Below are 26,131 nucleotides of genomic sequence, written 5' to 3' on the forward strand. Positions count from 1 at the left end.
ATGCAAGCAACACAATCTCTTCCCGACGCTGCAAAGGACACCATCCGACGAGAATTCGACCGTGCAGAGTCAAACGACCCGATCGTTCTCTGGTGGGATGATGGAAACTACCTCGACGACATCCTTCAGCAGGCGTGCGCCGAACTCAACGTCCCGCTAAAGACTGCCGAGGAAACACCGCTGGAACTCCGTGCTGACCCAGTCGACGGCGAACAGGTCTGGTACGTCCCGCACGTCAAAGAGCCAGCGGACAAGGAGGGCGACTACGACTGGTTCCGGGATGTCCAGCATACGGGGAGCGAGGTGGAGATGAGCATCGAGGATCTCACCGTCCACGTCTTCGGGAGCGAACAGCTCCAAGCGTGGGAACTGAAGAACGCCACCCAATCCGACGACCCTCAACAGCGCCGAGAGATCGCGCGTATCCTCCACGACCAACTCACCGGCGGCCAGCTCCCGACGCTTGAGCAACTCCGCACCCAGATCGTCACAGGCGGTTACACTGACCCGGTTGCGTTCGTGTTGGAGAACGGCTGGGCCGACATCGACGACAACCCCAAGACTATCGAGCAGATGAAGGACTTGCTGACCAGCGAGGGCGTCGACGCAGTCGCCAACGAAAGCAATCCTACAGCCATCGAAACCCAGACGCGTCGATGGGCCGTTGCAGAGTGGCTGATTCACGCTGGTGCGGATTCTGAACTGTTCCCCAGCGAGTTTCGCTCTGAACCTGCAGGAGCGTGGGACTTGCCCTCACTGAAATCCGTCCTGAACAAGACGGGGAGTCCCGAACGAATTGCGAACGAATACCTTGCCGAGGAAATCTGGCCCGAAGTCGTGGATCAACTTGACGACGTGTGGGCACTCGCCGACTGTGCCGTTGATGCAACACTCGAACGTCGCCTTTGGGATGAGTTGCACGCCGACTTCGAGAGCGGTGAGTATGCTACCTGTCTCAACTGCGCCACGGAACGTCACGAAACGCTCCAGTCCGAGTACAGCGACACCAACAGGTGGGCCCAAACGTGGGAGCAAGCCGCCGAGATAGCTCGCCTCGCACACCAACTCGACACATGGGACGAGAGCGTGAACGATGACGTCGTCTCCCTGTACGCGGACGAGGACGACGGCACGTGGCAGATCGACAACGCCGTCCTCAACCTCGTCGTTTCCGGCGAACCGGAGACCGACCTCCCCGACGACCACCCGGCGACAGAGACGCTGGACGACCTCCGCATCCAGCTCCAGTCGGAATACATCGACTACCTCGAAGACCTCGGCGATCTCGTCACCGAGACCATCGAGGCTGGCGCCCCCTTCGTTGACGAGGATCACGCCTATCAGTTCTTCACCAAGGAGTCCGACGGCCTCGAGAGCGGGCAAACGGTCGCGCTGTTCGTCATCGACGCTCTTCGGCTCGACCTCGCCCGCCGCCTCGCGGACGAACTCCGCGGGTACGTTGCAACCCTGCCAGCCGACGCACCCGAATTCGCCGTCGAGGAGAGCGTCTGGCTCGGAACGCTTCCCTCGGAAACCGAGTTCGGAAAGGCCGCTCTCACGCCCGGGGAAGTCCAGATGTTCGATATCTCGCTTGTCGATGGGGAGCTACAGCCGCTCCGCAATAACCGTAAGGTCAACACGAACCGACGCAACTCGCTGCTGGATGGTGACGGCTGGACGGTCACGCGTGAGGAAGACGAGGGGTGGCAGTCGACGCGTGTGGCCTACTTCAAGAACGACCTCGACAATATGGGTGAGAAGGAACTCAGCGACCTCGAAGAGATGCTCGCCCAACGCGTCGACTCGCTCGCCGAATTCATCGGGACGAAAATAGAGCAGGGCGAATGGGATCAGGCCTACGTCTTGACCGACCACGGGTTCGTTCTCCTTCCTGACGACGTAACCCCAGAGAAAATATCACGGCCGACAGAAGCATCGGACTCCGGTCGTCGGTGGATCGCCGGCAAGGACGTCGACGAGGATTCGCCCGGTGTGCTGCTCGACGCCAGCACGCGGTTGGGCTACCTCGACGCCAACGTCAGCGCTTTCGCGAGCCCGCTCAAGCGATTCAGCAAGCAGGGCGTCGGTGACGCCCGGTTCTACCACGGCGGGCTCCTCCCACAGGAGTTCGTCCTCGACTTCATCAGTATCAACAATAGCGGCTGATAACCAATTAAATAACAATCCTCGGTAATTGGGGAAAATATTTCGCCGAGAGATGCTCTTACAACCGCAATTCTCAGCCTAATTACCGAGAACTTGTAATTTTAGTTGGGTGTTTGTTGTGTCAGTCGGATCAATTCTAACTTTCTAAGGGTGGATTTCGTGTTCTTAGGTTGGGTTTGGCGACCTTTCTTGACTGCATCATCTATTAGTGACTCAATATCCGTTCCCCCAGAAAGGAGTTCTTCCAATGAATATTCAGACTGGCCAATTGACACGCCAGTCAATATTGCACCGTATTCACGAAGTCGGGATTCTGGAGATCTATCACAGAGTTCTTTGTAATCGGCCGCATTTGAGCTATGATAGTCTAACCTAGGATCATCTTGTATTTCTTCAAGGATCTCTTTTTTACCACGTACCAAAAGGACGTGTTCAATCATCTGCAAATTATTGCCATCTACTTGATCTAACACAGATCGATACACACGCTCTTCATCTCCATCATATTTTAGAATCCATTCAGTCCCCGGTAGATAGTGAATGATAGAACTTTGAATGAGATACTCTGCCTTGTCCAGTCGTTCTCCGTCTTGATTTGTCAAGTCCAGCTCCTGCCGGTGGTCATAGTACTGATATACGGTATTTAGACTTGAAGCGAGATCGCCTGTTGATCGCCAGTTTTTCACTGCAATCTTGAGCTTTTCATTAACATCTCTAGCAGGGTCGGTTGTAATAACCTCCCGTAGTGGAAATGCATCTTCATCATCGCTAGGGGAGACAGCTAATGTCGCATTTTCTAGTTGCTCTGGTGATAATCCAGCAACTTGTGCAAGATCATCTGCAAACTGTTCAATTTTATCAAGGAGTATTTGTTCACGTCTATCTACCAAGTTTCGAAATTCGTCATTCCCCATTCGGGTATTTCGAGAGCCTTTTCTGGTGAATACTTGTCCTTCAGTTATGAGTGACTTTGTCCCTCCTTTTATTCTGATGTTGTTTTCAACGACCGAAGGTGGTTCTTTCACCGGTTGGATGACCAGTACGAGACCACATTTGTTGTTCTGATTGATCTCATATCTTTCTACATCGGGCGCAGGTTCAAGGTAATCAATCAGCAATTGTTGTAATTCCGCCTCATCAGTATCGATGATATGATCGCCTCCCGCCGGCCCACGTTTTTGTATCCCGTCAAAAGTCCCGTCTTCCTGAAATCCGATCAATAAAAATCGATACGGGCTTCGGTCAACGACATTAGCAAGAGCAGAAACGGTTTTGATGATTTTTGCTCTCTGCTTCTGTTCATCTTCTGAATCTGGCAGTCTAAGATAGAGTTCTCCCTTTGCATCAAATAGTCGTCCCTCAGTGTCAGGTAGGGTTGTTTTAATGAATTCAACAACATCCCTGTCATTTGATGTAGAATCCTTGAATAGGTTATAGAGGTCTTGAGGCCACGGTTTATTATCTCTCTTGTTCATTTCATCGGCACAATTGAACTGTTGGCTTAATATACTATGGCTATCGCTTATGGGCTCCCCTGAAAAAGCACAATAGAATATTGGATTCTGCTAACTTTCAAGACGACTTATTTCGTTGGTTGCTCTATTGGTAGATGACTGACTCTACATTCTCTCCCGGGCAACAAGTTGTTCTCAACGGCAGGTCTGCGGAGGTAATCCAGACGCGGACAGTTGGTGACATCGAGTATCTCCGAGCATACATCGACGGCGAGGGTGTCAAGACGGTCTGTCTGGACGACGTCGATGTCCAGCCCCATCAAAGAGGACTGGAGCGTCTCCCCGGACAGCAACTCGATGATCTTCATCCGGATCACGAGGCCGTGTCTGCCCAGTGGTTCGACCTCCACACGCAGGCCACGAAACTGAAGCTGGCTCACGAACAGGGGCAGTTGCTGAGCATCTCCAATTCGCTCGTCCGGCTGGAGCCCTACCAGCTGGCGTGCGTCAACTGGGTGATGCAGAAACTCCGACAGCGTGCGCTCATCGGGGACGACGTCGGTCTCGGGAAGACCATCGAGGCCGGGCTCATCCTCAAAGAATTGAGCGCCCGAAACCGGGCCGACCGCGTCCTCTTCGTCGTCCCTGCCCACCTCCAGAAGAAGTGGATCCGAGACATGGATCGCTTCTTCGACGTGGATCTCACCGTCGCTGACCGGGCGTGGGTCGAGGGCGAGCGTCGGCGTCTCGGAGAGGAGGCCAATATCTGGAATCAAGACCAGCAGCAACTCGTCACCAGCATGGCCTTCCTGCGGCAAGACGAGTTCCGGCCGGCGCTCCGAGACGCGTTCTGGGATGTCGTCGTGGTCGACGAGGCCCACAAGGCCGCGAAGCGGGGCGATTCCCCGAGCAAGACGGCGAACATGGTCGAGACCGTTGCAGGCAACTCCGACTCACTCCTGCTCCTCAGTGCGACGCCCCACGACGGGAAGGGAGAGGCATTCCGGTCGCTCGTCGAGTACATCGATCCCTTCCTCGTCGCCGAGAACCGCGAGCTCTCGCAGGAGACAGTCGACCGTGTGATGATCCGACGCGGCAAGACGGACATCTACGACGACGACGGCGAGCGCATCTTCCCCGACCGAGAGGTCAACTCTGTCTCCGTCTCGATGACCCACGACGAACGGCAGTTCTACCGCGCCGTCACCGACTACGTCAAAAACGTCTACAATCGCTCTGAGAAGCTGAACGAGCCCGCGGTCGGGTTCGCGATGGCGCTCATGCAGAAGCGGCTGGTCAGCAGCGTCGGCGCGATTCACGCCACGCTCCGCCGCCGGCTGAACGATCTGCTCGACGAACAGACGGCGACGGACGAACTCTCCGAGGAGGCCGAGGCCTACCTCGACGGTGAGGATCTGGACGAGGACGACAAGCAGCAAGCGGAAGACGAGATTGCCGGACTGACCGTCGCCAGCAACGACGAACAACTCCAAGAGGAGATCGACACGCTCCGCGATCTCGTCTCACTCGCCGAAGACCTGCCCGTCGACTCGAAGGCCCAGAAGGTACGGCGGTTCATCAGCCAACTCCTCGAAGAGCAACCAGACGAGAAACTCCTGCTGTTCACCGAGTACCGGGATACGCTCGACTACCTCCTCGACTTCGTGCAGGACGAGCCGTGGGCCGACGAGATTCTGGTCATCCACGGCGATGTCGACAAAGAGGAGCGGGCCCGCATCGAAGACGAGTTCAATCACGGCAAGTCGCGACTGCTGTTCGCGACCGACGCGGCGAGCGAAGGTATCGACCTCCAGCACAGCTGCCACATCATGGCGAACTACGAGTTGCCGTGGAATCCCAACCGGCTCGAACAACGAATAGGCCGCATCCACCGCTACGGGCAGGACAAGGAGGTCAAGGTCTGGAACTTCCTCTTCGACGACACCCGCGAGAGTGAAATCTTCGAGATGCTCCAGACCAAAGTCGAGGAGATTCGCTCGAAGCTCGGCAACACGGCGGACGTGCTCGGCATCCTCGACGATATCGACGTGGACTCGCTCATCATGGAGTCCATCCAGAACGACGAGCCGCCGAGCGCAACCAAGGAGGAACTCGAGGAGCTGATCGAGGAGCGCCAGCGCACGCTCGAAGAGTGGTACGAACGGAGTCTCGTCGACACCAGCACGTTCGACGCGGAGAGCCGCCGGCAGATACAGGAGGTCGTCGACGAGTCCGAAGACGTCTACGGGAGCGCCGGTGACATTCGGGAGTTCTTCGAGCAGGCAGTCGAGGCCTTCGGCGGCGAGTTCGAGAAGCGCGGCACCAATCTCTATCAGGCCGAATTACCCGAGGACATCCGACCCTCGAACGTGGATGCGACCTTCGGCCCGTTCACGTTCGACCGCGAATTTGCGATGGAGCACGAAGACATCACCTTCGTAGCGCCCGACACGGACGTCCTCCAGCGACTCATGGCACGCGTGCTGGAGTCCGATCGGGGAGAGGTCGGCCTCAAACTCCTCCCGTTTGTCGACACGCCGGGAGTCACCTACAATTATCGCGTAGCGTTCGAGGATGGCACGGGAGAGGTAATCCGGGAGGAGACAATCCCCGTCTTCGTCGACGCCGAGCAGCGAGATGCCCAACAGGCACTCGGAGAGCGGGTTGTTGAGGGTGAGACGGTATCTGCGAAACCAGAGGTGGATGACATCCAGACAGTAGTGAACGCCGAAGACGAACTTCGTGAAGCTGCCGACCGCTATGTGAGTGCTCGGGTGAACGAGATCAAGTCCGACCTCAGTTCAAAACGTCACGAGGAGACTGCCCGGGAACTCGAAAACCTCAACGAGTACGCACAGTCCGAACGCGAGCGCATCGAGTCCTTTATCGAGGAGTACGAACGCAAGTCCGAGGCCGGCTCGGATATGGACATCGCGATCCGGGGCCAGCGTGAGCGTCTCGAAAAACTCGAAGAGCGAATCGAGACACGTCGCCAAGAGCTGAAACGTCGGGAACAGGTCATCTCGCTGGCGCCCGAGGTGGAGAACTACTGCCTCACGTTACCGCTGTGAATACTGTGGTCAATCAGACTGAATACTGACACGATAAACGCTCTCTATCGTCTCGTAGTAGATGTCGTCGAGAACCGAAACCAGTGCCTCGTTCTCGACTACGAGGTCAACGAAGGCCTCATTCAGCGACTCGATGTACGCGTCAAAGAAGGACTGGTCGTCTTCCACCTCGATGTCGTAGGCCGCTACCAGCATATCATCCTTTATCCCGGTTATTTCCGCCCTCGGCGGCAGAAGATCGCCGATTTCGGATGTCCGACTGTTGAAGGCGTCAACGAACTCGTCGATGAACTCCTGATCATTCGCCCCCATATTCCTGAAGTAGACGTTCAATGTTCGCTCGCCGAGTGCCAAATCGCGGTTCCGGCCCAACCGATGGTGGAAGCCGATTCGTACGTCGTTTCGGTCGTCAGCCCTGCTGTGCAGTACTCGACTCAGGTCATCGACGTGGCGCCACCAGCCGTCTTTGAAGATCATTCCCCAGTCCGAACTGCTCGTGCGAAACCGCCAATCTCCGCGCTTCGTGTCGTCCGTCGCAAGTACGAAGCCAGTCACATCGTCGTCGAAGTCAGAAACTGAACCGTAACCATCGCGTTCGAGAGTCTCCCCTAATCGACGGCCCCAGTGATCGGTAAACGTCTCCCAACGGTCGTCGAACGTATCAGTAACATCACTGATTGCGTCGTAGTGTTCGAGATACAGTTCGACCTTCTCCTGTTCGTTCTGTTGTTGGTCGGTCATCCCTGAGATACTCTCAATGTCGTCGTTGAACTCGCGCAGTTGATTGACTGTCCGCTGAGGAAACCGCGCTGCGTTTTCGAACAGGAACGGTTCCAGTACGTCGTTCCTGAATTCCTGCCACGTCCAGTTCGCGAAGTTCGATTCGTTCGCGGAAGGCTGGTCGCTCTGGTGAAGATACAGGTAGTACTTCCCCGACTCATAGTCGGTCTTCGGCCGACCACCCACGTGTGTTGCCTCGCGGTAGTAGAACTCGGTCTGCGTATCCTTAGCCGAGAACTTCAACTCGATCATCAGGAACCATTCGTTCGGAACTTCAATCAGGAGATCGACGATACCGGACGACTCGGTTGTTCCGTCGACCACCTTCTCGACCTGCACCTGATCGTCCACCACGACATCCGAGAGATCGTGGATGTCTACCTGAAAGTCACACTCGTCCGGTAGCCCATCGAGAACCGCCCTGAGAAACTCCGCGTCCATCCCGTGTGGCTCCTCCGGATCGAGAAAGTACGCCAGAAGCCGGTTGACGTACACCTCGGCCTTCTTTTGGCTGCCAAGCGAGTACTCTATCACGTCCATCAGCGAGCGGGGCGACTTGGGAACGTCCGTGATCTGCTCCCACTTCCGTTCGAGCGCCCGCAAGTCCGCCTCCAACGTGGCGTTCGCTTTCATTCGTCAGTTCACGGTCGTGACTCACACGGAAGGGAAGAGAAACTTTCCCAGCTGTAGCCGTACCTGTGACGAGCGCCCCTACCGAATGACTGGGCTCTCTTCCCCATCGGGCTGAGGACTCCTGCTGTTCCGATCGACCAAGTCAGCGATCTCCCTCTTCGTGAGCGGATCAACCTCAACCCGCTCACCGTCAGCCGTGTAGAAGAGGCTCGCGGTGACGCGACGCTCCGGATACGCCGCCCGGACGACGTGATAGTAGACACTCAACTGCTTGCAGTACTCCGACTCGGCATGGCGGGTGCGATCCGTCTTGTAGTCGATAATGTCGACCCGCTCCTCGGTGACGTGGAGCAGGTCGATGACTCCCGAGATGGTCACTCGGTCATCGCCGACGGCCACCGGCAGGTAGGCGTTCTCCTCGGCTACGAGATCGCCCGGCAGGGAATCGACGAGGTTTCTGATGTGTTCCTCATCGGGGTTAGACGGCTCGACGGGCCTGCCCTCGACGTACTGCTCGGCGAATTCGTGGACGCGTGTCCCGAATTCTACGCCCTTGCCCTCCTCGACGTCGCTGAAAACTCGGTCGTCCATCAGTGAGTGGGGCGACTGGCCATCCGGCGTATCTGGCACCGGCACCGACACCTGTAGGCGGGCCTGCTCGGTGGCCTGCTCGCCGGCGACTTCGACCTCGGGGTCAATCTCGGTCGGCTCCAGCGGCAGATTCTCGAACAGCGGGCTCGGCGACGATCCCGCGGTGAACAACACGTGGCTCTCCGCTCGCGTGATCGCGACGTACATCAGCCGGCGCTCCTCGTCGTAGTCGCGGCTGAGACACTTTGAAAGGATGCGGTGCCGCCAGTTGTCGTAGACGTGGGGCTTCCCGTGGGCCTCGGCGTACTGCTTGCTCTGTCGCAGCCCGACGGGATCCTCGTAACGGATGCGGTCGGCTCCACCGCCCGAGGGCGGGAAGCTGTACTGGTTGACATTCGCGAGGATGACGATGGGGTGTTCCAGCCCCTTTGCCGCGTGGATGGTCTGGACGGTGATCGAATCCACACCCGGACTGTCGTCGACCTCGTGGGTCGCCTCGGCGTCAAGACTCCGCTCCATGAACCGGACGATGTCCCCGCGATTTCGGGTCGTGCTGTCGAAGGTGCCCTGCAGCACGGCGACCAGCGCATCGGCGTAGGCATCGTCGAACCCGTATCGGTCGAACACCTGTCGGGCGATGCCGCCAACGGTCTCGCTCGCGGCGAGTCGCTCGCGGAACTGGAGCATGGGCTCGGGGTAATCCTCCTCGCCGAGGACGTGCTTGACCTCGTCGAGCGTGTACCCCGCCTCCTCCAGCACGACGGCCCAGCCGCGCTCGGAGTCCGCTTCCTCGAGGATGCGCAGCCACGCCAGCAGGAGGACAGCCTGCTCGGTGCTGAACAGCTCGACCCCGCCCTCGTAGGCGACAGGGATGCCGAACTCGCCGGCGTGCGACTGCAGTTCACGACCGAACCGCCGCGTCCGGGTCAGAACGGCGATGTCGTCGTAGGACGGCGGGCGAAGCTCCCCGTCTTCACCCTCGACGGCGTAGTCGTCGTTGCCGACCATCTCCTGCACCCGGTCGAGGATGGCCTCGTACTCGTCGTCGCTCGTGACGGCTTCGATGATCGAGTGGTCGTGGTCGGTCGTCGCCTCTAGCGAGGTGACGTCCTCGGCCACCTCGGGGTCGACTTCCTCGCTACTGGTCGCCGGCAGCGTGAGACTGTGTTCCGAGAAGTCGAGGATCGACTGCGTCGACCGGTAGTTCTCGACCAGCGAGATTTCCGTCACGTCGTCGACGGGGAAGCCAACCCGCTCGCGGTCGCCGTTGAGTTCCTGCTTGTAAGTCGCCAGCCGCTCCTCGAACCGGCGGATGTTGTCGACCGACGCGTACTGGAAGCCGTAGATGCTCTGTTTCCAGTCGCCGACGACGCAGACGTTGTCGGTGCCCGCGAGCAGCAGCGCCAGCTTGAACTGGATCTCGCTGGTGTCCTGAAACTCGTCGACCATCACGTGGTCGAACTGAACAGTCTCCCGGAGGGCGTGATTCTCGCACAGCAGCGCGAACGCGAACATCTGGAGGAAGCTGAAGTTCAGGTAGTTGCGCCGGAGCGCGAACTCGACATACTCCAGATAGATGTCGTGGACGAACGCCTTCAGGTCGTCTCGCTCCTCCTCGAACGCCCGCCGGGCCCACGCGTCGTCGATCCGGGGGTAGCCGTCACGGAGTTCCGATTCGCTGGGGGCGTCCGGCAGGTAGCACCGGTCGCGCTCGAAGCCGCTCAGCCCGTCGCGCAAGTCCGACTGGGTGGGCCCGTTCGCCCCCTTGTTGGGCTCGTTGGCCGCGTCGAACAGTTCCTTGAACGCCTCGAAGTCGCCGTCGAGGTAGGCCTCGCCGTTGCGGAACCAGCCATCGTCAGTCGGGAAGATGCCCTTGGCCGCCAGCTGCTTTATCAGTTCCAGCAGCGAGGTCTGGTCGCGCACTACCCGGAAGAAGTCGTGATATTCGGGATGATTCTCGGCGAATTGAGTGCAGAACTCGCGGAAGCGTTCCTCCTCGATCACCTCGTCTTCGAGCAGCCGAGTGGACGAGGTGATCCGGTCGTCGATGCCCAACGTGGTCGGTGCGTCGAAGCCGTGCTGGAGCAATAGGTCGTGACAGTGACCGTGGAACGTGTTGATGGGGGCGTCTCGGAGCGCGGCCATCGAGTAGTCACAGTGATCCACCACACGCTCTTTCATTTCGGCGGCGGCGTTGTTCGTGAACGTGATCAGCAGGATGTCCTCGGGCTCGGTGTCGGGCTGCTCAAGGAGGTTGGCGTACCGGTGGGTGATCGTGAACGTCTTGCCCGTCCCCGCGCCAGCGTCGACGACGTGAATGCCGTTCGTGGCATCGATCAGTTCCTGCTGACTCTCGTTGGGTGTGAGTTCAGTCATGGCGGATCAGGTCGCGGTGGGTGACGCGGTCGAAGTTCGGATCACCGACGGGGAATCGCGAGCGGTGACACTCGTTGATGCGGTCGAGCTGGTCGTCGAGAAACGTCTCGAACGCGTCGACGTCATCGACGAAGTAGTTCCGAGAGCGGATTCGGCACAGCTTCTTCAGCGCGGAGTCGGTACCCCGGTCGACGTACTTGTGATCGCCGACTTCCCCGATTGCGCGGTCGGTGAATCGGGTCGCAAACTCCGAGTCCAGCACCTCGTCGCTGTCGGTGGTGTCGGGGAACTCGTGGCGCTCGAAGAAGGTGGCGTAGGCGTCGTGGCCCATCCGCTCCAACGTCTTTCGCCGGTTGTTGCTCTCGGCGACGCCCTCAGTGAGGGCGTCGAACGCCTCCCGACGACCGGCGTACTCCGCGAACGGCACGGGGTGGTAGTTCACCCGAACCAGCGCGTCCTCAACGTCAGGGTCGCCCGTGACGGCGTCGTCGAGCAAGTCGAGGAAGTGGAAGAACACGAATTCGAGGCGTTCGTCGGGCTGCACCCGGCGGTGGTGGGTGAGGTACAGCAGTGCTTGGAAGTTCGGCTCGTCGCTGATCTCCTCGATGTCGGACTGGCTGACGACCTTCGAGGCAGACTTGCGGCTGCCGCTCTTGTAGTCGAGCAGCCGCGTCGGCGCGTGAATGAGGTCGACCTTCCCTTTCCCGCCGAGGTCGGGATTCTCGAACCATCGCTCGGTCACGGACGACTCGATGGGGCGGTCGAAGTGGTCGGCGAAGAAGTTGTCCGGCTCTTGGCGGTCGTAGCCGTCGTAGGTCTGCTCCGTAGGTGGGTTCTCCTCGAGGAAGTCCCGGATGATCTCGATCCCGACCTCGAACTCCGTCGCCAGCGTCTCCAGTTCAACGTCGTCGACGTACGGCTTCATCTCCTCCAGCAGCACGTCGACTAGCGTCTCGCGGTCGGCTGTCTCGATCACGTCAGGATGGTTGACGCAGAACTCCGCGAAGTCGTGGTAGAGGTTTCCCTTCCGGAAGTAGTCGCGGTTGGGATTGTCCACGATTCGGTCGAAGAAGTAGTCCCGCGGGCAGTTGACGAACGTGCTCAGGCTGGACTGGCTGACCGTCTCGATGGTCGTCGGGTCGGCGTCGACCGTGCCCTTCTCGAAGCCCGGATCGTCGTAGCGCACCTGCCGAGTGTGGGGTACGTGGGGGAGATCGCCGAACGTGTCGAACTCCTCGTCGAGCAGGTCGTGGAAGTACAGACAGGGCGTGACCTCGCTGCCGGCGCTGGTCTCCTGCACGAGGAAGTACTGGTCGACGCCGTTCTGCAGGAGGAGCTGGAACTGCCGGAGGTACTGGCGATCCTTCGCCTCGGCGTCGATCCACGGCCGGTCGAGGACGTGGTGCGTCCAGTCGACATCCATGCCGAGGTAGAACACTACCGGCCGGTCGACGTACGCCGCTGCGGTCGCGTCGGCGAGCAGCACGCCAGCGTCGTCGCGGTCGACGGGCACGTCGAACGAATCGAGGTAGAATCCGAGATCGTCGAGCGACGCCGCACTCACCCGCTCGTCGCAGATACCAAGCCGAGACAACTCCTCGCGGAAGGCATCCAGCGACGCGTCGCACCACTCCTCGAACGTCGCCAGCGCCTCGCCGAACGTCTGCTCGCCGACCGTTTCGCAGAACTGCTGGACGGGCGCGACGTCGGGGTGGTCGAGTTCGGCCAGTCGCTTCTCGTCGTGGGTCACGTGCAGCGGCATGCCCAGTCGCGAGAGGATCGGGCGCACGTCCGCGACGCGCACGCCGGACGCCGCGTGCGCCGTGCGGAGCAAGCGGAGAAAGGTGCGGACATTGTCGTCGTCGGCGAAGCCCGGCCCGCCGTAGAACGGTATCTCGGTCGCCTCGAAGGCCGACTCCACGAGTGCAGGGTACTCGCCACCGCGATCCATGATGACGGCGACGTCGTCGGCGGTCTCGGCCGACACGTTGTCGACCAGCGTCTCCACGATGGCCGTCGTGGAGTCGAACATGTGGAAGTCCGGCAGGTCGAAGGCGCCGTCGGTAAAGGGCGACACGGTGTCGTAGTCTTGTGGAAGCACCTGCTTGTCGAGCGCCGTGAACTGATCTTCGCCGACCACGGCGACGTCGGTGCCGTCGTCGACTGTGTGTGCTGCAAGATCACGGTGGGCGCTGTCGGTCTCTTCGATCACCGCGAGCGCCTCGCGGGCGGCCGGCGTGTCGAACTGCTCGTACTCGAGGATGGCGTGCAACTCGCCAGTCTCCTCCCAGCAGCCGAGGATGTTCTCCAGCAGGTACGCCGCATGCTTCCAACTGAGGTCAGTTTCCCGGATGAGTTCGAGGAAGAGACTACGGTCGTCACGCGGTCGGAACTCGCCGGAGGCGAGCATCCGCGGGGTCGCCGCGAAGCGGCCGAGATGGGGACGGTCGATACGACGGTTCAGAGCGAGGCTCAGTGGGGCATCGGTGGTGAGGACGAGATCGTAGTCCGCAACTTCGGCATAGAGATCGTCAATAGAGCGGGCCCGTTGAACTGTCACACATACTGTCCTCGTGTCCCCGTGAAAAAATTTGGTAGTCAACTGGATTGAGATGGACTGCTCGTTGGCACTAACTGATGCCCTTATCTTTACTTTGTAGGGCTTATCTCCATGTACTATGTCAGTAGAGCGGTCGCTTACCTCTTCAGAACAAGAGATTTTCGAGAAATGGAGCGAGACAATCAGTCAGACGCCATCGGGCTCGACGTTTTCTCTACGGGAGGAAGACAAACGGTCGGTCATCAGAGAGAAGACCGACGCCTTTCTCGAGAACCCATCGTCAGATGCTTTCGAGGAGATGTGGCGGATTGGGTACTCCGCGAGTCGTGCGGTCGCTCCGACGCCAATCCCCGAGAAATGGGGGGATGATGGGCGTTCAATGGAGGAACTCGCAGATCTCATTCGAGAAATTGTCGAGAGCGACTCCTACGATTCATCGTGGGAAGACGCACTGTCGGCCCCGCGGTCGACGCGTGAGTTCTTCGGCTGGCATCACGCCGAATCGCAGCCGATTCTAAATTCCCACTCGATCAACGCGCTCGAGTTCTTCGGAGTCCCGTCGCAGGGTCTCCAAGAGGCCTCCTTCGAGGAAAAACGGTCTGGATGGGAGGCGTTTCGAGAAGTCTACGAGAGTGTTGTTGGACACGCGACGGCGGGGACGGACTGGGAAGTGCCGGTAAACGTCGAAATCTACCTGTTGTGTGTCTGTGTCGACACGGCCGATCAGAACATAGACGATGAGGAGGACGAGAGATTTCGGCGTCTGTTTCGAACGATCCTCGATGCAAAACAAGATGGGGGTGTATCACTCGACGACGTTGCCGAGGGCGACGTGGATTACTACTGGGTGAACCAGCACAATCCGCCCGAGATCGAAGAGGAGTACCTCAGAGCCAAGACCGATGGCCTGTGGCACCACAACCTGTCTAAATTGGCCGTCGGGGACGTGGTTTTCCACAACTTCGACAACGAACTCGTCGGCATCTCAACTGTGTCGGACACCGCGGAGACATACACATTGCAAGGCGAGGAGTACTATCGAGTGGAAGTCGACCTGCGCTCGTTTGGCGAACCGGTCGCCGTTGACGACGCTCTGAAAGAGAGCCTCGGACAGGACGAATATCGAACTGAGAAATATTATCCCATCGATAAGAACGCGAATTTGAACGAGGCCTATCTCGCGAATCTGTCCCGCTCTGCGGCAGAGTTTTTGTTGGAACAGGTGGATTCGATTGAAAGTCCCGAACCCGTAGGTGGCGGTTCTGGGACTCCGAGACAAATCTGGCAGATCACCCCCGAGCGTGGCGGCTCGTACTGGGACGCGTGGGTTCAGCACGGAATCGCGTCCATCGGGTTCGGACTCGACCACAAGGTCACAGATGATGTGGAAGAGGTCGACGATGTTGACCAGCTGTCGGAGGAAGAACTCGTCGAAATTGCCGCAGACACCGGCGACAACCACGGTCGGGGGATGGCCTATCGGTTTCAGTACGAAGTCGATGAGGGTGACGTAGTAATCGCAAAACGTGGACGGCGTTCAGATTCAGAACCCGACGTTATCTATGGAATCGGAGTCGTCACTGCCGACCATCACGAGGAAAGCTTCTCCGACATTGACCACACGAACGTCGTCGACGTTGAGTGGAGGGTGACGTTCGGACAAGATGGTGTAGACGTCTCTGTCGACAGTGACGCTGATTCGATCAAAGCATACACGCTCGATACTCTCGCCCCCGAGTACTACCGTGAATTAGCGTCCGAATTAGTTGTAGAAGCCGACGTAGACCGCGATGACCTCCTTGACCTCGTCTTTGATGGATCATCTACCGGTGGAGAAACTGAACCGGTGGACGACAGTGCGAACCACTTCTGGATCTCCGCAAACCCCTCTATATGGAAAGTCGAGAGCATCGAAGACGGGGGAGAGGTCTTCTACACGGCGTACAATCGCAAGGGGAACAAGCGCCGAATCTTCGGCGCATTCGAGGAGGCCGCCCCGGGCGACAAAGTGCTTTTCTACGAGTCACAGCCCGTCCAAGCCATCGTCGCAGAGGGCACGATAGTCGAAGGACTCCACGAAGGAGAGCACGAGGAGTACGACGAACCGGTCGAGGGAATCACCATCGAGTACAGCCGTCCGATAGAGGAGATTACGTGGGATCAACTCACGGCTGTCCCCGACCTCGAAGAGGCCTCGCCCATCGTAAACCGCGCACAGGGCAGTCTCTTCCGCCTGACTGCCGAGGAGTATGAGACGATCTTGGCGCTTGAGGAGCCGGACGATAGCATAGTCGGTGAGGAATTCGAGACACTGCGTGAGAAGCTTGAGCCGATAACCGTTGACTTCGAGCTACCAGACAACCTCTACTTCGAGGACGCGTCGAACCTCCGGAGCGAAATCGAAGCGTCGCTCAACTCCGGCAAGCACATCATCTTCACGGGGCCGCCGGGCACCGGGAAGACCAAGCTGGCCAAGGAAATCTGTCGGCAGTGTGCGCGAGACCTCACACAGGTCGACGACCACACGTTCACCACGGCGACCTCGGAGTGGACGGCGTTCGATACTATCGGGGGTTACGTCCCGTCAACAAACACCGAGGAGTCGAAGGACGAACTCACGTTCCAGCCCCGGCTGTTCCTGAACTGTTTCCGTCGGGAGCAGGAGGGAATCGTCAACAACTGGCTCGTGATCGACGAGATCAACCGTTCGGACATCGACAAAGCATTCGGCCAGCTGTTCTCGGTGCTGTCCGGCGACTCGGTCGAACTCCCCTACGAGCGGCAGAATCAGGTCGAAATCGTCTCGGTGGAGAAGGACGCGTCCGACGACGACCTCCGGGAAATCTCCTCGAATCCGGATGTCTTCCCAGTCACTCCCTCGTGGCGACTGCTGGCCACGATGAACACATACGACAAGGCCTCGCTGTACGAGATGTCCTACGCCTTCATGCGACGGTTCAACTTCGTCCACGTGGGCATCCCCGACCTCGAAACCGACGACGGAAGGATTCGTGCGTCACTCCTCGACCCGGATGGGGACGACAACTACGCCACCGCATGGCTGGCCGAAGACTCCGGGCTGGAACCTACTCTCGAAGAGATATACCGTGAGGTAGCCGTCATCTGGAAGGTCGTCAACGACTATCCCCGATCGATCGGGCCCTCGATCGTCCGAGACATCCTCGGGTACGTCGACGCCTACGGCGTCGGTGACGACCCCAGTCGGAAGGATGAGGCCCTGTCCGCGGCCATCGTTGGGATGGTCTACCCGCAACTTGAGGGACTTCGACCGGACAAGCAACGCAACCTCGTTCGAGACCTCGCCGGCGAATGGGAAACGAACAGAGGCAATGTTTCGCTCGATCTGGACGAAGAGCGGCTCAAGGCGAAAGCCGCGGACTACTTCGACATCAGTTTCGACGATGAGTAAGCTCGCGGTCGATCGGTTGGTCGGTGAGGTGCAGGACGAGCTGGTGACGTTCCTCCAGTCGGGGACAATCGCCGAGGAGGACGTGGTGTCGACGCTCGACTTCACCGACCTCGAAATCGACGACTTCGCCCGACTCAAGCGGATCCACTTCTGTCTTTCAGACCCGGTCGTCGACTTCGTGGAAAAACTGCCAGAACGTGTGCGCAGTATCAAGACCGCCAACCAGCGCGAGCGCGTCCACACTCGGGGAGAAATCCGGGGAAGCATCGACTGGAACCAAACGACGAAGCTCCGGCACACAGACAGCTACGGCGACCGGACGGTCTTTGCCTGCGAGAGTCCCTACGTGGAGTACGACATTCCCGAGAATTTGGTGTTGAAGCGCCTCCTGTGGGTGGTTCACCGCACCGTCGAACGGGAGTTGGCCAGCTTCGACTACGCGTGGCGTCGCGAGCAGTGGTCGGACGACCAGATGCGTGAGTTCCGGCGGTTGTACTCGCGGAACGTCCACCTCAACCGCATTCGGGACGGTACCGACATCGACCCGTCCGCCCGCGACCTGACGGCGGCGCGAACCTCGCGCGAACTGCTGTACACAGAAGCCTACGACATCTATGATACCTACCGACAGCTCCAGTCGGGACAGTACGACGACCCGGATGTCCAGTCGCTGCTTCGCGAGACGCTCGTGGTGCCCGAACGCCTTCCGCGACTCTTCGAACTGTTCTGTGTGTTCAAGTTGATTCGCCTACTCTCAAGACTGTACCCCCAACTCACGCTCCAAGTCATCGAGCCCGGATCTGCCGAGGTCGCGCGACTGGAGAGCGAGACCCTCCGGATGGAGGTTTACCACGACCAGCAGGGGAACCTGCAGTTCCACGAGCCGCTGGACGACATCGAGGCCGAGACGCCGTACTTCCGCCGGTATCAGGACGTGTTGGAGACACACGTCGAGCTGATGGACGTCTTCCTCGACCGCGGGGCCGGGCAGGCGCTCTACAGCGGTCGGCCGGACATCGTCGTCGAGGTGTACGAGAAGGAGACCGACACGACGCTTCCGCGGCGTGTCCTGTTGGGCGAGATCAAGTACACCGAGAGTGAACAGACCTTTGCACGCGGCCTCCGCGAACTGTTGGAGTACACGCGGTTCGCCCGGATCGGCGACACCTATCTCCACGAGGCGGCGGACGTCGACGTCGGCGGACTATTGATCACCGATGGAGTGGAAGCAGAAGATGTCGAAGGAGGGATTCGACACCTCACTGCTTCAGATATTCCAGTGCATGAGGAGTCGGTGGCTACCCTGCTCAAATAGGCCGAACACGAGTGTCGACCAACATATAGGGTGGGATACTCATTCTTAGTGAACGAATGCCGCATACTATGCGACAAGGCGGGCGATTTATCGGACATCTCTAACCCCCATTCCTTTCTTATATCGACTTAGAACCGTTCCCGGGGCAGTTTGTCGACTGGAGGTGCGCGAGTGTATTTTGTTGGTATTCAGTTCGGAAAGGTGGTCATTACTGGGGGTCGTAGCAGGGAAGAACGCAAAAATACACTCAATTACCTGAAAAACACTTGGACGAGGTTGCTCCCTTGTAGCCGCGTTCAGACCGACTTCCGCGAGGGCTTCCCGTAGACATCGACTGATACCACGCGCTCGGGTGGTTAGTACGCGACCGACACGTGACCGCTGTCGAGTCTCCACCGTGGGGCGGCCCAATGCACCTGATCCATCCCTCGTCGATGATCACCCAGTCTTCGTACTCGCGCTAGATCTCTCCCTCGCTGTGCTTGTCGATGAGATGGATGATGACGCCCACGGTTTTGTCGTCTACCATACTCGGGTGTTTCAGGGCTGGCAGTTGATTGTTCCGTGTCGCACTGGATTTGAGAATCAGTCCGCGAAGTCGCCGATCTCAGTCTGCTCCAGTTCGGCCTGCACGTCCTCAACGAACTCGTCCACCTTCCGCTGGAGTGCTTGCAAGGATTTCGAGACGGCCTTCCACTCATCCTTGTTCCCGGCCTGTACCTTCTCGATGTGTTCGTTCAGTCCCTTCTGCTGGTACTTGTTGATGACCTTCTCCGTGTGAGCGCGGAGTTCCTTCTTCATCTCCTCGTCAAGATCAACCCACAGAGGGTGCGCGTCCTCAAGCAGGTCATCGACGTCGAACGTGTCGTGTTCGAGGGCGACGTGGACGGTCGATTGGAGGATGGAGATGGTGAACTGCTGGTAGTCGTCATCGCTCGTTCCCACGTCGAACGGGAAGTAGTCCGTCGGAAGTCGCCGTGTTCCCGTCCGGATCGGAAACTGCGCCTGCAGCTCATCGAGGTTGAACTCGTAGTCCTCAAGGGTGCGGATGGTGAACTGCTTGGCGTCCTCGTCAAAGTGGACGACCGCGAAATCATTCTCGGGGAGGAACGGGTTAACCGATAGATCGGCAAAGGATGAGTAGGCGAACTCGGCGTCGTAGTCCTCGTTGGCCTCGGCGGACGAGACGACACCACGCGTGAGCAGGAACTCGGGCGAGTGGTGGATGGCCTCGTACTTCTCGTTCTGCTCCTCTTTCAGAGTCTTCGACTTGCAGTCGATGACGATGGAGTGGTTGTGGCCGCGGCTGGTGAGAATCAGGTCAGGGTTCACCGCGTCGCCGTCGTGGAAGAAATGTGGATCGATGATGTCGACGGTGTAGCCGAGGCGGCGAAGCGAGTCGGGGAACGTCCTGTCGATCTGGCAGAGGGCGATCCAAGCGTTGATCTGCTGGGTGTGATCGGAGACGTTTTGCATCACTCCAGCACCTCCATCACCGCATTCGAGTCGTAGTGACGTTGGAGGTTGGCGTAGATTCGGAGCGCGGTGTTCCCGCACGCTTCCTCATCGAGGTATAGGCGAATCCACTCCGGACAAATCTCCATCGTGTACTTGTCGTTGTTGTGGAGATCGATTCCCTTCACCTTCCAGTACTGGTCGTCCAACTTCGTCTTCGCACCCCACAGGCGGAGCGGGTTCTTCGAGGTGATGATGTTCTCGATGAACTCCCGGACGTCCTCAATTTCGTTATCCAATTCGATGACGAGTGGCGTGCCGTCGATTCCGGTGCCGTGTTCCTTCGACTCGTAGGAGATGCGGTGATGTTCCTCGATCCGTTGGAGGAGATCAGCGTACCGGTTCTTGATCTCGTCCACGGTGTCGATGTGGAGTTGAATGGAGTCACCGCCCGACGTGGTGAAGCGACCGTTGTGTGTGACGCGCTCCAAGACGAACGAGCCGCTGATTTCGCGCTTGATGCCGACCGCCGATAGGGAGAGGAAGGAGGACAGCTCTTCTTGGCTATCGAGTATGTCGAATAGCGTGCTGGTGCCGCGACCGCTGCTCTGGACGGAGAGGTCTCCGAAATCGAGCCTGTCCTCGATGTAGTCCGAGGAGAACACCTCGTCGGCCTCGTAGCTGACGCCAACGTCGCGGAACTCCCCCATCTCCATAATGTCGCGCTGTTGCTCGACGGGCATCCACGTGTAATCAAGGCCGTTGCGGACGCCACTCACCATATCCTTCACGACCGCCTTCGCATCGTCCGACTCCTCGAGGGTGTAGAGCGTCCAAAATCGCGAGTCGCTGGAATCGAGGAAGAAGGTGTGCTTGTTGCCGTTGCGGCGGATGACGAGTTCGTGGAGATCAAAGTCCACTTCGCGTGCCTCGGCGATGTCCACTCGCTCTCGGAGTTGCTCGGGAGTGACGTTCGACTCGATGAGGAACGTCTTGAGCATCGTCTGTCCGGGCTGCAATTCCTGATCGTCCACCAGCTCGTCGTACGTGCCCTCGATGGTGTACTCGAGGTGCTCGAAAAGGTCACGTCGGCTTTGGATGCTGGTGGTGGACATTCTTCCGAGGTTCTTGTTCCGATTTAGTGGTTCGTGTGCCCAGTATGTTAATAATTACCAGATCGGGGTGAAAGTGGTTTCTCGTCGCGTGACCCGAAATTCTGACAGGAGGGTCTTATTCGTGATGGTGTTCTTGAGGGTGGTGGAACGAGCGTGTGACTGTCTAAACGGGGCCGTGCCACCTCCCCGACTGTTCATTTTGACTTTTAATAAGTGTGCGATATGAGAAAGTAGTATGTTGGACAGACGCCAGATGGTGTTCATCGACGGACAGAACATCTTCTACAGCGCGAAAGACTACTTCGGCGAGGAGGTCAGAATAGACCTGCCGAGACTGATCGATCACTTCGCCATCGGTGATCTGAAGGAGACGTACTTCTTCGATTCGCACTTGAGAGATCAGGACAAGAGCGGTTTCTACAATTTTTTGCGGGAGAGCGGCTTCGTCGTGGAGTCAAGCACCACTCGGTACCGCGATCACGGCCCGGAGGCCGTCGGGATCGATGTCGGCATCTCTACGGAGATGGTTGGCCGGGCGCATATGGACGAGTACGACGAGGCACTGCTGTACTCGGCGGACACGGACTTCATTCCCGCGATGGAGCACGTGCAGGAACAGGTGGGGAAAGACGTGGCGGTGGTGCAGTTTGAGGACGATGTCCGCAAGCGGATGGAGGATGCCGCCGACCGCTTCATCGCGCTTGATGACGAGGTGGAGGACTTCGTGTACGATTTCCCGGAGCGGTGACTGGCGGTGTAGTTGCGGAAGGAAGTATTTTGCAGGCTGAACTCCGCCTCACCGCTCCGATGCGAACTTGTTCAATTCGCAGATCGTGTCGGCGGGGCGGCGCCGGTTCCCACCCGGCCACCTGCGGGGAAGTATTGCACCTGAACGTATCCACGCGATTTTCATAAAACTTGCTGACTCCGTGTTGCGCTTCAAAAATGAGAAGGCGCATATTTAGATGGATAGCGGAAGTGCAGTACTTGTTCTACAGTCAGACTACCGGGTACAGATAGTGAAGACGTTGCGCTGAACATCCAGACGAAGGATTCGCAGCCTCGACAAATTCCCCGGGTGAGTACGACGAGTTCGAGCGTCCGGCGAAATCAGAGCGTCGAGACCCTTCGTGGACTCCAAACCCCACACTTTGCCGCTCCGTGAGCGCATCCACGAAGTGATCGCGCGAAATGTGCGCGAGATAGAGCGCGGACGCCCCGGGCACAGAGTTCTGATGGACTGCCCCTTCGAGGTTGATGTGGAGGTTAGCGTGGACGAGCGGTGGCTCGTTGACGTGGTGACTCGTCATGCAGCCGCTGGTGAACCTTCGACCGAACGGGAACTGCTCATTGAGACTTCCAGAAAGAAATTCCTCGAAGTATGAGTGAGAAGCAGACTCCTTTGATGAATTCACCCGCGTGGAGTGGGTGCTGTGAAAGCTGGACGGGATGAAGCTGTAGACCTGCGGTAGTTTCTCGTACTCACCGCAGTCGCATTCCCGGGACGAGTTGGTGTTGCATATGACGAGCGAAGAGGACTGGAAGTGCAAGGCCCGGGCCGTGCTGCGCACGCACGGTTTTGAGCGAGTGGATGAGGATGGAGTTGTTGAGGGGTGGCGGCTCGAGTGATTCTTCTGTTTTCGTCCGGTTCACTCCACGACGGACACGTCGCTGACGAGTGCGTCCTGCACGCCGTCGATCAAGTCGTCCGAGTGTGGCCCCTCTCGCCACGCTACGTTGAGTGTGGTTTTGCCGTCGAATTTCACCATCGCCAAGTTCATCGCATCGACTGCATTCTCAGGTGGAGTGAAGCCTCCCCACTCCCGCGGTATTATCGATATGGACTCGATCTCTCTGTCACGGGTGATTGACAGGTCTTCAACCTTGCCTTGCACCCACCAGTGATTTTTCAGCTCGACGCGCAGGATGTCCCCGTACTCGATTTCTTCCTCGTCCATACCCTTGCGTTTGACTCGATTTCACTTGTTGTCTGTGTTGGGGTTTGAGCGTCAACGGGGTGTGTCCCATGCCGAGATTCAAGTGATGACGGTACGATGTCATCAGCCAGATATTACGTTCACACCAACTTCTTCCGCGTCTCCATCGCCTCGTGCGTGTCCTCGATGACGTTCATCAGGGCCGTTCGGACGTACGCCTCGAGCGAGTCCTCGAGCATCGACTCCAGATAATCGTCATCGCTCACTACCTCGTCAACCTCCCCGATCGGCATATTCAGGGCCTCCTCGACGGTTGTCGGACGTCCGACCTCGACGGACTCCTCGCTGAAGTTCGACAGGAACTCCTCGGCCCTCTCCTCATCCAGATCGACATCCGTGTCCGTCTCCTCGACGAACTCGTCGATGTCGAATGGGCCGAATATCTCGTCGATGTCGTCCATATCGTAGTCCCCGTCGTAGCTCTCCCGGGCGTGTTCCTGCACGGTCTCGTACAGTTCAAACACGTCCATCTCCTCTGACTGCTCGCTGAGGATTATCAGTCCCGTGGCGAAGGCGGAGAGGACGGCCATATCGATTCGGGCCTGCTCGCTCACTTTGGCCGGAGCGGAGTTGGCGTGTTCGATCATCTCCTCGGTGAGTGGCTCCAAGCGCTCGCGAAGGGAGTCGTAGTCCGGTTCGTCTTGGTACTCGGTTGCCCGTTGGGCGGCCTGCTGCAGTCGTCCGAGTTGACCGAGCGAGGTCTCGTACCATTTCCGTGCCCGCTGCTTCCGATTTTGCCATCGTTGATAGAGGCGGACGATGATGCCGCCGATGGCCGTGGCCACGATGGTGGAGATGACCGGCGACGACGCAATCGTGTTTATGACGCCCACTTTGACGGGTTGACGTGTCCATCTCAGGTAAGCGTTCGGCTGCGTCCGCCCTTCTTCTCCGTTATTTTCCTACCATCTCGTACCTGCCAGACTGCAGGTTATTTCGGGCGTCAAGGCGGTCTTCGATCTCTGCGAGCGCCTCGTGTACGTGGTACTGGGGAACTTCCCCGCGCATATCTCGACATCGAATGTGTTCGCAGGTAAATGCCGACGTGGGCACTCCGCTGGCGAGATTCTTCACCAGCCTGCGGTTCTAAGTCGTCCGAGGTCGCACAGACGGGTATGAGCGTCGTTGAGCGACTGCGATCGAACTGGTCGCACAAATTGCCCCACGGCGTGATGGAGTGGGAGGGGAACGTCAACGAGGTGGCCGGTCTGGAAACCCTGCCGAATCGATCCGGGGACGTGGACGGAATGCAGCTGGGGGTGCCATCCACGGGAAACTTGGGTCTCGTTCTGTCGTCGCCGGAGCAGGTGGACGAGTACGTGGAAACGCACGCGAATGGAAACATCGACGTGCCGCAGTACTACTCTGGGTTCCCGGAGAGCGACGAGCTTGTTGTGGAGCGTGGTGGGGATGGTCTTCGATCGGATGTGGTTGAGGCGGGCATTCGGGTGTTGAACGGTGGTGGCAGGTACGATGAGTCTGAGTTCACCTTGTATGACTGTCTGCAGGGTGACGACGTGATGCCCTGTCCGCTCGTCAGAGAGGGTCACGGGTGCGTGCTTCTCACGCCGGCGCTCAAACCGGAGTGATTCTACACGTCGAGGAATGGGTGCGGCTGGTGTCCGCTGTTCTTGACGATTCGGCGGGCGTTGAGGCGCATCTTGCGGCTTGACGTACGACATCCTTGCATTCTGCACTGCGGACGAGTTCGGACAACACGTCCCGGAGTGATATCTAACAGGCTGGAATGCGGTACTGATGTGTATGAGGCATCAGCTGGACAACGCCGGACGCATCGTCTTGGCTGACGATCTGGCCAGCAGCTGTATAATCACTGGAGAGCACTTGTCGGGCGGAGACATCCACTTCCGCATATGGCTGCATTCCGAGGAATGGGATGCTCCGGTGTTTGCCGATATATCGGCGGAGCGGGTGCAGGACTGCATTTCGAGGTTGCGTTCCGGCGGCGAATTTGATCACTGGGCGCGTTTGACGGAGAGCGGGGGGAGGGGGATCGAGTGTCCGATATGTTTGGAGGACAGGTACACTGCGGGAGAGCAGCATGTGATGACTGAGGTGTGTCAGCATCCGGGGAGAGAGTTGCGGGCCGTGGATTCGTCGCCGTTCCTGCACGCTGGCTGCGTGGATGATTTCTGCGACGTGCTGGAGTCGGTGTTTGACCAGTATCCGAAAGTAATGCTCGAGTTCGTGTGAGTGCAAGCGGTGTGGTGGTTCGGCGTTGCGCGGAATCTCCTACTGTCTCGCGGTAGTACAGATTTTCAGCCGTGTGGCTCAACTATGATCCAGACGCAGAGGCGTCAGGTCAGCAGACGTTTGACGGGTTTTGACTTCCTTCGGGCGTTCGTGTTTTACCGGCCGGGGGCGGAGTTCCGAGCGATACAGACACCCTTGCCGCTGCGTTGGGAGCCGAGCAACGGTAACGTTGGCATCTGACCGCCTGTGAGGGGGTGGCCGGAGAATGGAGCGTGTGACACTTCCCGCCCACGACCGACTCGCCTCGCCACCCACATCGTGGCTAAATTTCTGAAAGTCAAAGTCATTCGCCGTGCAAGCCCCGGGACGTGCATGTCGGACGACGCCATCGAGCGACTGCACTCGAATTGGTCGGATGAGTTGCCCCGGGGATGGTGCGAGTGGAACACGGTGGTCAACATCGATGGAGTTGAGGCGTTGATGAACCAGATGTGCGATATACCGCATCTGGACGCGCTGACAGGGCGCGTTGACCGCAACCTCGGTCTCGTCGTCTCGCCGCCGAAGGAGGTCGAGCGGTACGTGGACGAGCACGCGAACGGCACCATCGACATCCCACCGTACTTCAGCGACTTTCCGGACGGTGAGAAGGAGCCGGTGTACTCCGTCGAGGAGGGTCACAGACTGCGCTCTGCGGTGGTTGAGGCCGCGATGCGGTTGCTGAACGGCGGTGGCCGGTATCGAACGAGCGAGTACACCCTGTACGACTGCTTGAATACTGAACCCGAGCAGCTGCCGTGCCCGTTGATCCGCGATGAGGTGGGGTGCGTTATGGTTGCGCCGGTTATCAGCCCCGGGGATGATTGAAAGTGCGAAAGGCGACGGCACCCTCCCAAAGGCGCCACGAGGAAACGAGGTGAGCAGCGAGTCCGCCTGCCCAAGGCGAACTCACTCGTTGGTAACGCAGGTTGGAA

At 58.7% G+C, this 26,131-nt stretch carries 17 protein-coding genes; 9 read left to right on the forward strand and 8 right to left on the reverse strand.

Going from position 1 to position 26,131, the window contains the following annotated elements:
• Window positions 1-2,166 (forward strand): BREX-5 system phosphatase PglZ, encoded by a 2,166-nt coding sequence (pglZ, locus tag D8896_RS05285; RefSeq protein ID WP_121821041.1) that lies wholly within the window; start codon window positions 1-3, stop codon window positions 2,164-2,166.
• A gap of 101 nt (window positions 2,167-2,267) precedes the next feature.
• Here pglZ and D8896_RS05290 read toward each other — a convergent pair whose 3' ends face one another.
• Complete coding sequence (locus D8896_RS05290) at window positions 2,268-3,641, reverse strand: AlbA family DNA-binding domain-containing protein (RefSeq protein ID WP_121821042.1); 1,374 nt, start codon at window positions 3,639-3,641, stop codon at window positions 2,268-2,270.
• A gap of 134 nt (window positions 3,642-3,775) precedes the next feature.
• On the opposite strand from D8896_RS05290, the gene D8896_RS05295 reads away from it, so the two are divergent.
• Entirely contained in the window at window positions 3,776-6,691 is a 2,916-nt protein-coding gene (locus D8896_RS05295; RefSeq protein ID WP_121821043.1) for a helicase-related protein, read from the forward strand.
• A gap of 9 nt (window positions 6,692-6,700) precedes the next feature.
• On the opposite strand, the gene D8896_RS05300 is transcribed toward D8896_RS05295, so the two are convergent.
• From D8896_RS05300 to D8896_RS05310, 3 genes are all read right to left on the reverse strand, one after another.
• Window positions 6,701-8,104, reverse strand: a complete 1,404-nt coding sequence (locus tag D8896_RS05300) for a PD-(D/E)XK nuclease family protein (protein ID WP_205596771.1) — start codon at window positions 8,102-8,104, stop codon at window positions 6,701-6,703.
• Window positions 8,105-8,182: 78 nt separating this feature from the next.
• Window positions 8,183-11,071 carry a UvrD-helicase domain-containing protein gene (locus D8896_RS05305; protein ID WP_121821044.1) on the reverse strand — a complete coding sequence of 963 codons (2,889 nt, stop codon included), beginning with the start codon at window positions 11,069-11,071 and terminating at the stop codon, window positions 8,183-8,185.
• Complete coding sequence (locus tag D8896_RS05310) at window positions 11,064-13,631, reverse strand: PD-(D/E)XK nuclease family protein (RefSeq protein ID WP_121821045.1); 2,568 nt, start codon at window positions 13,629-13,631, stop codon at window positions 11,064-11,066. Before D8896_RS05310 ends, D8896_RS05305 begins: the two co-directional genes overlap by 8 nt.
• Window positions 13,632-13,749: 118 nt before the next feature.
• Here D8896_RS05310 and D8896_RS19825 point away from each other — a divergent pair, with 118 nt between their 5' ends.
• Together D8896_RS19825 and D8896_RS05320 are read left to right on the forward strand one after the other, a co-directional pair.
• Window positions 13,750-17,061 (forward strand): AAA family ATPase, encoded by a 3,312-nt coding sequence (locus D8896_RS19825; RefSeq protein WP_121821046.1) that lies wholly within the window; start codon window positions 13,750-13,752, stop codon window positions 17,059-17,061.
• Window positions 17,054-18,376: a hypothetical protein gene (locus tag D8896_RS05320; protein WP_121821047.1), complete on the forward strand. Its 1,323-nt coding sequence runs from the start codon at window positions 17,054-17,056 to the stop codon at window positions 18,374-18,376. Before D8896_RS19825 ends, D8896_RS05320 begins: the two co-directional genes overlap by 8 nt.
• A gap of 585 nt (window positions 18,377-18,961) precedes the next feature.
• Here the strand turns inward: D8896_RS05320 and D8896_RS05325 are convergent.
• Together D8896_RS05325 and D8896_RS05330 are read right to left on the reverse strand one after the other, a co-directional pair.
• Entirely contained in the window at window positions 18,962-19,852 is an 891-nt protein-coding gene (locus D8896_RS05325) for a hypothetical protein (protein ID WP_205596772.1), read from the reverse strand.
• Window positions 19,852-20,946: a hypothetical protein gene (locus D8896_RS05330; protein WP_121821048.1), complete on the reverse strand. Its 1,095-nt coding sequence runs from the start codon at window positions 20,944-20,946 to the stop codon at window positions 19,852-19,854. The genes D8896_RS05325 and D8896_RS05330 overlap by 1 nt, the downstream gene beginning before the upstream one ends.
• Before the next feature lie 235 nt (window positions 20,947-21,181).
• Here D8896_RS05330 and D8896_RS05335 point away from each other — a divergent pair, with 235 nt between their 5' ends.
• A complete protein-coding gene (locus D8896_RS05335; RefSeq protein WP_121821049.1) occupies window positions 21,182-21,694 on the forward strand; it encodes an NYN domain-containing protein in 513 nt (170 codons plus the stop codon).
• 382 nt (window positions 21,695-22,076) lie between these two features.
• The gene (locus tag D8896_RS19240; RefSeq protein ID WP_162991458.1) at window positions 22,077-22,331 is read left to right on the forward strand and encodes a hypothetical protein; all 255 of its coding nucleotides are present in this window, start codon (window positions 22,077-22,079) and stop codon (window positions 22,329-22,331) included.
• Between the two features lie 264 nt (window positions 22,332-22,595).
• Here D8896_RS19240 and D8896_RS05340 read toward each other — a convergent pair whose 3' ends face one another.
• Window positions 22,596-22,904 carry a hypothetical protein gene (locus tag D8896_RS05340; RefSeq protein ID WP_121821050.1) on the reverse strand — a complete coding sequence of 103 codons (309 nt, stop codon included), beginning with the start codon at window positions 22,902-22,904 and terminating at the stop codon, window positions 22,596-22,598.
• Window positions 22,905-23,023: 119 nt separating this feature from the next.
• On the reverse strand, window positions 23,024-23,776 hold the full coding sequence (locus D8896_RS05345; RefSeq protein ID WP_162991459.1) for a hypothetical protein: 753 nt from the start codon (window positions 23,774-23,776) through the stop codon (window positions 23,024-23,026).
• Window positions 23,777-24,058: 282 nt separating this feature from the next.
• On the opposite strand from D8896_RS05345, the gene D8896_RS05350 reads away from it, so the two are divergent.
• The 3 genes from D8896_RS05350 to D8896_RS05360 all read left to right on the forward strand — a co-directional run bounded on the left by D8896_RS05350 (window position 24,059) and on the right by D8896_RS05360 (window position 26,024).
• Window positions 24,059-24,532, forward strand: coding sequence for a hypothetical protein (locus D8896_RS05350; protein ID WP_121821052.1), 474 nt, complete (start codon window positions 24,059-24,061; stop codon window positions 24,530-24,532).
• A gap of 175 nt (window positions 24,533-24,707) precedes the next feature.
• On the forward strand, window positions 24,708-25,157 hold the full coding sequence (locus D8896_RS05355) for a hypothetical protein (RefSeq protein WP_162991460.1): 450 nt from the start codon (window positions 24,708-24,710) through the stop codon (window positions 25,155-25,157).
• 372 nt (window positions 25,158-25,529) lie between these two features.
• Window positions 25,530-26,024 carry a hypothetical protein gene (locus D8896_RS05360; RefSeq protein ID WP_121821054.1) on the forward strand — a complete coding sequence of 165 codons (495 nt, stop codon included), beginning with the start codon at window positions 25,530-25,532 and terminating at the stop codon, window positions 26,022-26,024.
• Window positions 26,025-26,131: the final 107 nt, after the last annotated feature.

Origin of the sequence: Halostella salina (genome assembly GCF_003675855.1) — an archaeon.
Taxonomy (GTDB): Archaea; Halobacteriota; Halobacteria; order Halobacteriales; family Natronoarchaeaceae; genus Halostella; species Halostella salina.